The 11,639-nt window shown below is 60.6% G+C and carries 10 protein-coding genes and 1 tRNA gene; 4 read left to right on the forward strand and 7 right to left on the reverse strand.

Translation table 11 applies throughout. The annotated features are described in order from the left end of the window. Positions 1–106: 106 nt before the first annotated feature. The 6 genes from CTATCC11996_RS11530 to cysS all read right to left on the reverse strand — a co-directional run bounded on the left by CTATCC11996_RS11530 (position 107) and on the right by cysS (position 6,061). Positions 107–199, reverse strand: a tRNA-Ser gene (locus tag CTATCC11996_RS11530). 54 nt (positions 200–253) lie between these two features. Further along, positions 254–1,519: an aspartate kinase gene (locus CTATCC11996_RS11535; protein ID WP_003057587.1), complete on the reverse strand. Its 1,266-nt coding sequence runs from the start codon at positions 1,517–1,519 to the stop codon at positions 254–256. A gap of 93 nt (positions 1,520–1,612) precedes the next feature. Beyond that, positions 1,613–2,617, reverse strand: coding sequence for a tRNA lysidine(34) synthetase TilS (gene tilS / locus CTATCC11996_RS11540; protein ID WP_042437736.1), 1,005 nt, complete (start codon positions 2,615–2,617; stop codon positions 1,613–1,615). Positions 2,618–2,762: 145 nt separating this feature from the next. Next, positions 2,763–3,740: an acetyl-CoA carboxylase carboxyltransferase subunit alpha gene (locus tag CTATCC11996_RS11545; protein ID WP_003076249.1), complete on the reverse strand. Its 978-nt coding sequence runs from the start codon at positions 3,738–3,740 to the stop codon at positions 2,763–2,765. A 60-nt stretch (positions 3,741–3,800) separates the two neighbouring features. Next, complete coding sequence (locus tag CTATCC11996_RS11550; protein WP_003076255.1) at positions 3,801–4,625, reverse strand: DNA-3-methyladenine glycosylase family protein; 825 nt, start codon at positions 4,623–4,625, stop codon at positions 3,801–3,803. Positions 4,626–4,675: 50 nt separating this feature from the next. Continuing rightward, complete coding sequence (gene cysS, locus CTATCC11996_RS11555) at positions 4,676–6,061, reverse strand: cysteine--tRNA ligase (RefSeq protein WP_003076258.1); 1,386 nt, start codon at positions 6,059–6,061, stop codon at positions 4,676–4,678. A gap of 222 nt (positions 6,062–6,283) precedes the next feature. Here cysS and CTATCC11996_RS11560 point away from each other — a divergent pair, with 222 nt between their 5' ends. The 4 genes from CTATCC11996_RS11560 to CTATCC11996_RS11575 all read left to right on the forward strand — a co-directional run bounded on the left by CTATCC11996_RS11560 (position 6,284) and on the right by CTATCC11996_RS11575 (position 9,336). Then, positions 6,284–6,847: a tetratricopeptide repeat protein gene (locus CTATCC11996_RS11560; RefSeq protein WP_003076260.1), complete on the forward strand. Its 564-nt coding sequence runs from the start codon at positions 6,284–6,286 to the stop codon at positions 6,845–6,847. A 132-nt stretch (positions 6,848–6,979) separates the two neighbouring features. Then, positions 6,980–7,564, forward strand: a complete 585-nt coding sequence (locus CTATCC11996_RS11565; RefSeq protein ID WP_003076263.1) for a peptidylprolyl isomerase — start codon at positions 6,980–6,982, stop codon at positions 7,562–7,564. A 69-nt stretch (positions 7,565–7,633) separates the two neighbouring features. Then, positions 7,634–8,161 (forward strand): peptidylprolyl isomerase, encoded by a 528-nt coding sequence (locus CTATCC11996_RS11570; protein WP_003076264.1) that lies wholly within the window; start codon positions 7,634–7,636, stop codon positions 8,159–8,161. 377 nt (positions 8,162–8,538) lie between these two features. Then, positions 8,539–9,336 carry a UDP-2,3-diacylglucosamine diphosphatase gene (locus CTATCC11996_RS11575; RefSeq protein ID WP_003076267.1) on the forward strand — a complete coding sequence of 266 codons (798 nt, stop codon included), beginning with the start codon at positions 8,539–8,541 and terminating at the stop codon, positions 9,334–9,336. Between the two features lie 191 nt (positions 9,337–9,527). Here CTATCC11996_RS11575 and CTATCC11996_RS11580 read toward each other — a convergent pair whose 3' ends face one another. Continuing rightward, entirely contained in the window at positions 9,528–11,174 is a 1,647-nt protein-coding gene (locus tag CTATCC11996_RS11580; RefSeq protein ID WP_003076269.1) for an acyl-CoA synthetase, read from the reverse strand. Positions 11,175–11,639: the final 465 nt, after the last annotated feature.

Consider the following 11,639-nt stretch of genomic DNA (forward strand, 5'->3'; position numbering starts at 1 on the left):
GCATTGTAGCCTGTTTTCACCAGACTCAAATCAAAGTTTGAAACTTTTTGTCAAGACCCAGAAGGTCTTGACAAAAAGAAAAAGCCTCTCGGCTTTTTCTTTGATTTGGCGGAAACGGAGGGATTCGAACCCTCGATGAGGCTCTACACCCCATACTCCCTTAGCAGGGGAGCACCTTCGGCCACTCGGTCACGTTTCCGGAATGACGCTATTGTAAACAGCTTTTTTGTTCGTTTTTGGAAAGTTGCGAAAATTATTCGCTTTTGTCCAAACCAAAGGCTGTGTGCAGGGAGCGCACAGCCAGCTCCAGGTACTTCTCGTCGATCACGACCGAAGTCTTGATCTCTGAAGTCGAGATCATCTGGATGTTCACGCCTTCCTTGCTCAGAGCACGGAACATGGTGGAGGCCACGCCCACATGGCTGCGCATGCCGATGCCGACGATGCTGACCTTGGCGATATTGGGATTGCCCACCACTTCGGAAGCACCCAGTGCAGGAACAACGCTTTCACGCAGCAGCTCCATGGCGCGCTGGTAGTCGCCCTGGCTCACGGTGAAGCTGAAGTCGGTCTTACCGTCCTTGGAGATGTTCTGGATGATCACATCGACTTCGATGTTGGCATCGGCCACAGGACCGAGGATGGCAGCAGCCACACCAGGGGTATCAGGCACGCCCAGCACGGAGATCTTGGCCTCGCCACGGTTGAAAGCGATGCCGGATACGACAGCCTTTTCCATTTTTTCGTCTTCCTCAAAAGTAATCAGCGTGCCGGACTTGGCTTCTTCTTCCAGATCGATATCCCAGGGCGTGAAGCTGGACAGCACGCGCATGGGCACCTTGTACTTGCCTGCAAACTCCACGGAGCGGATCTGCAGCACCTTGGAGCCCAGGCTGGCCATTTCCAGCATTTCCTCGAAGCTCACCGTACCCAGGCGCTTGGCAGCAGGCACCACACGGGGATCGGTGGTGTAGACGCCATCCACATCGGTATAGATCAGGCATTCGGCAGCCTTCAGGGCGGCAGCAACGGCCACGGCAGAAGTATCTGAACCGCCACGACCCAGCGTGGTGATATTGCCTTCGGGATCGATCCCCTGGAAGCCGGTCACGATCACGACACGACCTGCCTCGAGGTCGGCGCGCACGCGCTTGTCGTCGATGGACTCGATGCGAGCCTTGGTGTAGCTGCTATCGGTGCGCACGGGCACTTGCCAGCCCGCATAGCTGACGGACTCCATGCCTTCAGCCTGCAGCGCAATGGCCAGCAGCGCCGAGGATGCCTGCTCGCCAGTGGCGGCCAGCATATCGAGCTCACGATAGTACGAACTCTTGGCGTGGCTGGGAGCCAGTTCGCTGGCCAGACCCAGCAAACGGTTGGTTTCGCCACTCATGGCGCTGGGCACAACCACCAACTGGTGACCTGCCCGAGCCCATTTGGCCACACGCTTGGCGACGTTGCGGATGCGCTCTGTCGAGCCCATCGAGGTGCCGCCGTATTTATGAACGATCAGTGCCATTGGATACTAAAGGGTGACGAAACAGCAGCCACGGCGCAGGTCACAAAGGTTTTGGCGCGCCGGCGGTTTTCGTACAGGTAAAAAAACCAAAACCTAGGAATTGTACCAACCGAGACTTGCCCCCTGGCGCTCCACAAAACCCCGCCCCACCTTGATGTGGATGCGGTGCCCTCGCGTAGTGCAAACGCCGAGCTGCGCCATGAGCTGCGCAAGCTGGGCCGCAGTCGGCGTTGTGCCATGTTCGGTGCGCAGCCAATAACGCAGAACATTGCCCAGACGTGCCTCACTCAAACTCTGCAGCGCCTTGATGGCGGGCGGCGCCCCCACCAGCTGCAGATCTGCCGCAGCCTGCTGGTCCAGCAGTTCGGACGCCTGGGCACAATGGGCACTGCTGCGCGCAAAGGTGCTGCGAAACTGCGGAAAGACCTGCTCCAGCACTGGCAGCAGCTGAGCCCGGATACGGTTGCGCGTGTAGCCTGGATCGGCATTCGTCGGGTCCTCGACCCAGCTCACATCCCTGAGCCGCAACCAGTCGCGCAGCGCCTGGCCCGGCACTGCCAGCAAGGGCCGGAACCACTCCAGCCCCGCTCTTTGCCAATGGCCGGGCATGGCTGCCAGACCGGCCACACCTGCGCCGCGCGAGAGCGCCAGCAGCAAGGTCTCGACCTGATCGTCGGCATGCTGGGCCAGCGCCATGGAGCGTACTGCATCCAGCGGCACACCATCTGCAGCCAGCCAGGGCTGGCCGGCCGCCTGAATCAAGGCCGCATAGCGCCCCTGGCGCGCCGCATCTTCGGGGCTTTGCCCCTGCACGTTGCGCGCATCGATGGCGCAGACCTTGAGGACAATGCCGTGGCTGGCGCATAGCTGCTCGCAGTGCTGCTGAAAACCATCAGCTGCAGCCTGCAAACCATGGTGCACATGAATCGCCCTCACCTGCCCCGGCCAGCGCGCATGGCAGGCCAGCAGCAGAGCCGACGAATCGGCTCCGCCACTGAAGGCCACGACCAGCGGCAGCGGCGGCTTGAATGCAGCGATGGCCGCATCCACCCGAGCCGCCGAAGCCCCCAACAGCTCAGCATCTGACTGGGCTTGCATGAACAACAAACTCCCTCTTTCCAACTCAATAGCGCCCAACGCTTACTTGGCAAAGGCTTAAGGCGTATTTCGCTCATAAACTCTCGACAAAAACAAATGGCTCCCGAAGGAGCCATTGTGCGCAAGCGGCATCAAGCCCGCTGGATCAGCGGTTGTCAGCCTTGGTGTCGGCAAACTTGCCATAGCTCTGAATGCGCTCGTAGCGACGATCCTGCAGCTCCTTGGGCTTGAGATCGGTCAGCTGGCGATAGGCGTCACCCAGTGCACGCTTGAGGAAGGCCCCCATTTGCTTGTGATCGCGGTGAGCACCGCCCACAGGCTCGTTGACGATCTTGTCCACCAGCCCCAGCGCCTTGAGGCGGTGGGCGGTGATGCCCATGGCATCCGCTGCTTCCTGGGCTTTTTCGCCGGTCTTCCAAAGAATGGAGGCGCAGCCCTCGGGGCTGATCACCGAGTACACGGAATATTGCAGCATCAGCACCTGGTCGGCCACGGCAATGGCCAGCGCACCGCCCGAGCCACCTTCACCGATGATGGTGGTGATGATGGGGGTCTGCAACTGAGCCATTTCGTAGATGTTGCGACCGATGGCCTCGGACTGACCACGCTCCTCGGCATCGATACCGGGGAAGGCGCCGGGCGTGTCCACAAACGTGAACACGGGCAGCTTGAACTTCTCGGCCGTCTTCATCAGACGCAAGGCCTTGCGATAGCCCTCGGGGCGCGTCATGCCGAAGTTGCGCAGTGTGCGCTCCTTGGTATCGCGGCCCTTTTGATGACCGATCACCATGCAGGGCTGGCCGTTGAAGCGCGCCAGGCCACCGATGATGGACTGGTCATCAGCAAAGTGGCGGTCGCCGTGCATTTCGACAAAGTCGGTAAAGCACTCGCGCACATAGTCGAGCGTATAGGGGCGCTCGGTATGACGGGCAATCTTGGTGATCTGCCAGGGGGTCAGGTCGCTGTAGATGTCCTTGGTCAGCTGCAGGCTTTTCTTGCTGAGCTGGTCGATCTCTTCCGAGATATCTACTGCGCTTTCAGTCTGCACATAGCGCAGTTCTTCGATTTTGGATTCGAGTTCTGCAATGGGCTGCTCAAAATCCAGAAAGTTCTTTTTCGCCAACGTATTTCTCCTTGTGCCAGCCTGTTGCAATCCTTGCAATCGGCCAGTGGACAGATGTCATCAAGCCACAGGCTGCGCCTCGAGCGAGCGCCAAATATACCAAGTTGCAACCGTGCACCACGGTTTCCAAGCCTCGGCAACTTCACGGGCATCGCTGCGACTGACAGGATCGCCCGAAAAATGATTGAGAGAGATGCCCTGTATCAAACCGGCATCGTCCAGAGGCAGCACATTGGGCCGCCCCAGGCAGTAAATCAGAAAATTCTCGGCCGTCCAGCGGCTGAGACCGCGTATGGACATCAGCTCGGCAATGATGACTTCATCGCTCATCTGAGCCCATTCATCCATATGCAGGCGATGCTCGGTGAAGTGCAGGGCCAGATCGACCAGATAGTCCACCTTGCGAGCCGACAGTCCCGCGCCACGCATATCATCCACCTTGAGCCTGAGCACCTGCTCGGGCTGCATGGCAGCAGGTAGCCTGGCGAACTTGTTCCACAAGGTCTTGGCCGACTTTGCAGAGATCTGCTGCCCGATGATGGAGCGGGCCAATGTGGCAAAGGCCTGCTCCTGCCCGCAAGGCTGCAGCGCCTGGCTGCCGAGTTGCGGAATCAGGCGCTTGAGCACGCGATCGCGGCGCATGAGCTGACGGCAGGCCTCGGCCCAATAGGCAGGCACGCCATCGGGCAGATCCAGATGGATCTTGGGCGCAGCCACTTTGGGCGCGACTGCCTGCTTTGCAGTTGTACCCGCTGGCTGAGCAATGGCTGCCGCCCCCAAAGGCGCTACAGGCAAAGGCGCAGCCGGCCCCATCGGCACGGGCAGATCAGCCACCAGCGGCAGCTGCTCGAACTCCATGGTGTCCAGATGCTTGACCGCACTCATGCGCGACTCTCCGCACTGCTCACACAGTTGATGGAATATTGCATGCAGCCTCAGCCCTTTGCGGCCGCTTCCCAGCTCGTGCCCGCAGCCGAGTCCTTGAGGACGATGCCCTGCTCGAGCAGTTCCTTGCGGATGCGGTCTGCCTCGGCCCAGTTCTTGGCTGCCTTGGCGGCTGTGCGGGCAGCGATCTGCGCTTCGATGGCAGCAGCATCCACGCCTTCAGCGCCAGCTTGCAAGAACTTCTGGGGCTCGGTCTGCAGCAGACCCAGGCTTGCTCCCAGCACCTTGAGCAGGCCCGCCACTTCAGGCGACTTGCTGCGGTTGACCTCTGCGGCCAGCTCGAACAACACGGCCACGGCTTCGGGTGTGCCAAAGTCCTCATCCATCGCCGCCTTGAAGCGGGCGGCGTAGGAATTGCTCCAGTCGATCTGCACCTCGGCGGGGGCCACCAGATCCAGGGCGGTATAGAGGCGCTTGAGCGCACCACGCGCATCATCGAGATGCACGTTGGAATAGTTCAGCGGGCTGCGGTAGTGGCTGCGCACGACGAAGAACCGGATGGTCTCGGCGTCGTATTCCTTGAGCACATCGCGGATGGTGAAAAAGTTGCCCAGCGACTTGGACATCTTCTCGTTGTCCACATTGATGAAGCCGTTGTGCATCCAGGTACGGGCAAACGGCTTTCCGGTCGCGCCTTCGCTCTGGGCAATCTCGTTCTCGTGGTGAGGGAACTGCAGATCGGCACCACCTCCGTGGATATCAAAGCTCTCGCCCAGCAGCTCGCAACCCATGGCCGAGCATTCGATATGCCAGCCGGGTCGACCCTCACCAAACGGGCTCTGCCATTTCACATCGGCCGGCTCGTCGGCCTTGGACGACTTCCACAGCACAAAGTCCAGCGGATCATGCTTGCCGTCAGCCACGGCCACACGCTCACCGGCGTTGAGTTCATCCAGCGTCTTGCCCGAAAGCTTGCCGTAGCCAGGGAACTTGCGCACGGCGTAGTTCACATCGCCATTGCCGGCCTGATAGGCCAGACCCTTGGTCTGCAGCTGAGCGATCATGCTCAGCATCTGCGGCACGTATTCGGTGGCGCGCGGCTCCAGCGTGGGGCGCTCGATACCCAGCGCATCCGCATCCTGGTGCAGCGCATCGATCATGCGATCGGTGAGGCTGCGTATGGTCTCGCCGTTTTCCACCGCGCGCCTGATGATCTTGTCGTCGATGTCGGTGATGTTGCGCACATAGGTCACCTTGTAGCCGCTGGCACGCAGCCAGCGCTGCACCACGTCGAAAGCCACCATGGAGCGCGCGTGGCCCAGGTGGCACAGGTCATAGACCGTCATGCCACAGACGTACATACGCACATGGCCCGGCTCCAGCGGCGAAAACGATTCCAGTGCACGCGACAGCGTGTTGTAGATACGCAAACTCATGAATCTTGAAATTGGGAGAGAGGGTGGCGACCAGCAGCACTGGTCATGCCTGCGATGCATAAACCGTGCCTGCCATTCCCTGAGGCTGAAAAATGCGCACTAGCATCCAGACACATCCCGGTCCGGCCAGACGCCTAAGCGCCGCACACCCCTCAGCTACAATTCCCCCCAGTATAAGCTCCCGCCGCAGCGCAGTTCTTGCGGCGCCATGAAAGCACCTACATGCCTGTACGCAACTTGTTCAGTACCGCAGCGCGTGCGGCAGCCCTGGCTGCCTTGCTCGCTGCAGGTAGCGCCCACGCCGACGATTACACGGATGTTGCCCAGTTGCTCAAAAGCGGCAAGACGCAGCAGGCGCTGCAAAAAGCGGACACCTATTTGGCCAAAAATGCGCGCGACCCACAGATGCGCTTTCTGCGCGGCATTGCGCTGAGCAATGACGGCAAGACCGAGGACGCGATTGCGGCTTTTCGCCAGCTGACCGAGGACTATCCCGAGCTGCCCGAGCCCTATAACAACCTGGCCGTGATCTATGCACGCCAGGGCGATCTGGATCGCGCTCGCTCCGCACTTGAAGCTGCCGTGCGCAACAATCCGAACTATGCCGTGGCACATGAGAACCTGGGCGATATCTATGCCCGCCTGGCCTATCAGTCCTATGCGCAGTCCCTGGCCAAGGGCGGCCGCCCAGCAGCGCTAAACCCCAAGCTCAAGCAGCTCAAGGACCTGCTGCAGCCTGCGGCCTCCCTCGCAACGCCAGCCCCGGCCCAGCCTGCTCAGCGCTGAAGCGGTTTTTTGCCATCGCCGCCCTTCTCCTTCTTGTGAAGCAGGCCGGCGCCCTCAGCTGCCTCAAGCCTGTTTTTCGCAGCCGCTATCCCAGCGGCCCTGCCCAAGGCCCACTTACCCAGGAATATGACCATGCTGAATTTCCGTCGAAACAGCCTCAAAGCTCTGTCCGCCATTGCGCTGACAGCCACTGTTTTTGCAATCCCCGGCCTGGCCCAGGCGCAATCCAAGGTGCAGCTCAAGACCAGCATGGGCGATATCGTGCTGGAACTGAACGATGCCAAGGCGCCCAAGAGCGCCGCCAATTTTCTGCAATATGTGCGCGACAAGCACTATGACGGCACGGTGTTCCACCGCGTGATTGACGGCTTCATGATCCAGGGTGGCGGCATGGACGCCAATCTGAATGAAAAGCCCACACGCGCCCCGATTCCGCTGGAAGCCAGCAACGGCCTCAAGAACGACCGCGGCACGATTGCCATGGCGCGCACCGGCAACCCCAACTCTGCCACCTCGCAGTTCTTCATCAATGTGGTGAACAACGACATGCTCAACGCCCCCAAGCCCGACGGCCATGGCTATGCCGTCTTCGGCAAAGTCGTCAAGGGCATGGATGTGGTGGACAAAATCCGCGCCGTGGCTACGGGCAACCGTGGCATGCACCAGAATGTGCCCACGACGCCGGTAACAATCCTCTCTGCCACCGAAATCAAGTAAACAACCCGGCGGCGCTGCACCTGCCGGGCTGCACCCGCCTCTTTACTCCTTCCTCTAGAAAGCACAGACATGAGCAATCCCCAAGTCGAACTGCACGTGACCATCAACGTGGCTGACACCGCAACCCAGGGCGTGATCACCCTGGAACTGGACGCCGTGAACGCGCCCAAGTCCACCGAGAACTTCCTGAGCTACGTGAACCAGGGCTTCTACAACGGCACCATCTTCCACCGCGTGATCAAGAACTTCATGATCCAGGGTGGCGGTTTTGCAGCCGACATGAAGCAAAAGGAAACTGCTGCTCCCATCGAGAACGAAGCCAAGAACGGCCTGAAGAACGACAAGTACACGATTGCCATGGCTCGCACCAGCGATCCTCACAGCGCAACCGCCCAGTTCTTCATCAACACCGTGGACAACGGCTTCCTGAACCACACCGCCCCCACCGGCCAAGGCTGGGGCTATGCCGTGTTCGGCAAGGTCGTCAAGGGTGAAGAAGTCGTGGACGCCATCAAGAAGGTGCGCACCACCCGCAAGGGCTTCCACGACGACGTGCCTTTCGACGCCGTGGTGATCGACAAGGCCGTGGCCCTGTAATTTGATCCCCCTGAGCCGCTTTGCGGCTTCCCCCTGAGGGGGACGACGGCCTCGCTGCGGGGCGGCCCTTGCTTGCCGTCTCTCGCACGAGGCCTTTGTTGTTTTAGAAGCCGCTTACTTCACGACTTCCGCAAAACGGGTTCTGTCAGGATGACTGCCTGCGGGAAGCAGGCTGTTGTTGCCTTCTTGTTTGCGCAAGTCCTCACTTGTTCAAATGACTGAATCCATCGTTCATTCAGATCCCCGCACGACTGCGCCTCAGGTGACGCAGCTGCAAGGTGCCCCCGGCTGGGACGACGGCCTCGCTGCGAGGCGGCTCTTGCTTGCCGTCACTCGCTCTGAGCCGTTATTGTTTTCAGGCTGCGTAACATCATCACATGACTGATTCTTCAGATCCCCGCACGACTGCTCCTCAGGTGGCGCAGCTGCAAGGCGCACCCGGCTGGCGAGCTATCGACTTTATTTCCGATCTGCACCTGCAGCCGTCCGAGCCGCAGACGGTTGAAGCCTGGCGCAGCTATCTGGCACGCAGCACGGCCGATGCCATCTTTATCCTCGGCGACCTGTTTGAAGTCTGGGTGGGTGACGATGCACTCGATGAGCCCGGCAGCTTCGAAGCCGACTGCGCAGCCGTGCTGCGCGAGGCGGCGCAGCAGCGCCCGCTGTTCTTCATGGTCGGCAACCGCGACTTTCTGGCCGGTGACGAATTTCTGCGCCGAAGCGGCATGACCGGCCTTTCCGACCCCACGGTGCTGCGGTGGGCAGGCACCAGCATCCTGCTCAGCCATGGCGATGCACTATGCCTTGACGATGTGGATTACCAGCAATTCCGGGCTGTTTCGCGCTCCGCCGCCTGGCAGCAGCAACTGCTGGCCCAGCCCCTGGCCGTGCGCCGCGCGATCGGCAAATCGGCACGCAGCGAAAGCGAGCAACGCAAGCAAAGCGGCGCTCCCTACGCGGATGCCGACGCGCAGATGAGTGCCACCTGGATGCAGGCCGCGCAAGCGCCCTGGCTGATTCACGGCCATACCCATCAGCCCGCCGACCACGCACTGGGCAACGACCAATGGCGCATCGTGCTCAGCGACTGGCATATCGATGCCGATACACGTCGCGCCGAGGTACTGCGCGTGACGCCCGAAGGCTGGCAGCGCATGCCGCCCAATCTGGCCTGACGCGCTGACTGGCTGCGGCCACTTTATTGATAGCTTGTTGCGCACTCCATTCATAGATTTCAGATTGAAAACTACCCAAGTTCTATGAATAGCAGGCGCTAACAGCTATCAAATTTACCGAACCGACAAACGCAGAAAAGCCCGCTGCCCGCATAGCCAAGGCACCGGGCTTCGGGGTTGGCGGCCGGATCTCAGACCGAGATGGCGGAAGCCGAGCCTGCCTGCTTGCGCAGCTCGAACTTCTGGATCTTGCCCGTGCTGGTCTTGGGCAGCTCGCCAAACACCACGGCGCGCGGCACCTTGTAGCCGGCCAGGTGCTTTTTGCAGTGGGCAATGATGTCTTGCTCCGTGGTCTCGGCTCCGGCCTTGAGCTCGATGAAGGCGCAGGGCGTCTCGCCCCATTTGGGGTCGGGCTTGGCCACCACGGCCGCAGCCAGCACGGCAGGGTGGCGATAGAGCACATCCTCCACTTCGATGGACGAGATGTTCTCGCCTCCCGAGATGATGATGTCCTTGCTGCGGTCCTTGATCTGGATATAACCGTCGGGATGCTGCACGGCCAGGTCTCCGCTATGGAACCAGCCCCCGCGGAAAGCCTCCTGCGTCGCCTGCGGATTCTTGAGATAGCCCTTCATGGCGATATTGCCCTGAAACATGATCTCCCCCATGGTCTGGCCGTCGCGCGGCACGGGCTGCATGGTTTCAGGGTCCAGCACGGCCGCAGAGCGCTGCAGGTGGTAGCGCACGCCCTGGCGCGAGTTCAGGCGGGCGCGCTCACCGATATCGAGCGCATTCCAGCTCTCATGCTTGGCGCAGACCGTGGCCGGCCCATAGGTTTCGGTCAGACCGTAGACATGGGTGATGTCAAAGCCCATGGCTTCCATGCCTTCGATCATCGATGCGGGCGGCGCGGCCCCTGCCACCATGGCCTTGACGCCTGCGGGCACGCCCTGCTTCATGGCGGCCGGCGCATTCACCAGCAAGCTGTGCACAATGGGCGCGCCGCAGTAATGGGTCACGCCATGGTTGCGGATGGCGTCAAACACCGCCTGCGCATCCACCCGGCGCAGGCAGACGTTGACCGCCGCGCGCGCTGCCACCGTCCAGGGAAAACACCAGCCGTTGCAGTGGAACATGGGCAGCGTCCACAGGTAGACGGCGTGCTTGGGCATGTCCCACTCCAGCACATTGCTGATGGCATTGTTGTGCGCGCCGCGATGGTGGTAGACCACGCCCTTGGGGTTGCCTGTGGTGCCGCTGGTGTAGTTCAGCGCAATCGCATCCCATTCGTCGCCGGGCCACTGCCAGTCGAAGCCGGCATCGCCCTGGGCCACAAAGCTCTCGTAGTCGATGACACCGATCTGCTCGGCCGCCTCGCCATAGACGCTGTCCTCGACCTGGATCACATGGATGGGTTCTGTGCCCTTGCGCAATTTGAGTGCCCTGGCCATCAAGGCCGCAAACTCGGGGTCCACGATCAAGGCCTTGGCTTCGCCGTGATCCAGCATGAATGCCAGGGTCTCGGCATCGAGCCGGGTGTTGAGCGTGTTGAGCACGGCACCGGCCATGGGCACGCCAAAGTGCGCCTCCACCATGGGCGGCGTATTGGGCAGCATCACGGCCACGGTGTCGTTCTTGCCAATGCCGATTTTCTGCAGGCTGCTGGCCAGCTGACGACAACGCGCATAGGTTTGTGCCCAGCTCTGGCGCAAGTCGCCATGAACAATGGCCAGGCGCTCGGGATAGACCTCGGCCGTGCGGGCAATAAAGCCCAGCGGCGTCAGCGCGGCATGGTTGGCGGTATTCGGTGCGAGGTTCAAATCGAAAGAACTTGTCATGTTTGTCTCCTGAGCGTTTTGTACCCCAGCATGGGTCACGCCAGGCTTACAACCGAGCGCCATACAGGCCTGTTGTGATCGGCATCAAGCAGTTGCTCCCGAAATGGCCGCACCGCGCCGGCAAACCGGCATGTGACATGCACAGACAAACCAGAGCAATGCAAAAGGTCATTCAGCAAGACAGTACTTTCAACAGCTTCTGAAAATCGATAAATTCATTTGAAATCAACCACATGGAACCCCATTGAAAAACGCCCTCATTCCCCAAGCAGGGCCAACTCATGCAAGTCATCTATAAGACATCATTTATCTGACAGACCAATCACCAGGACTTCGAATCGCTCTTAGAATGCGCACATGTTTTGAGGGCATGACTGCCTGTACTGGCGGTACAAGACCGGCATCTCTGCCCGCACGGAGCCGGTCGCAAGCCTCAAGACTGTGTGGCGGAGGAGACGTTTTAGA

Source organism: Comamonas testosteroni ATCC 11996, from assembly GCF_000241525.1.
GTDB lineage: Bacteria > Pseudomonadota > Gammaproteobacteria > Burkholderiales > Burkholderiaceae_C > Comamonas > Comamonas testosteroni.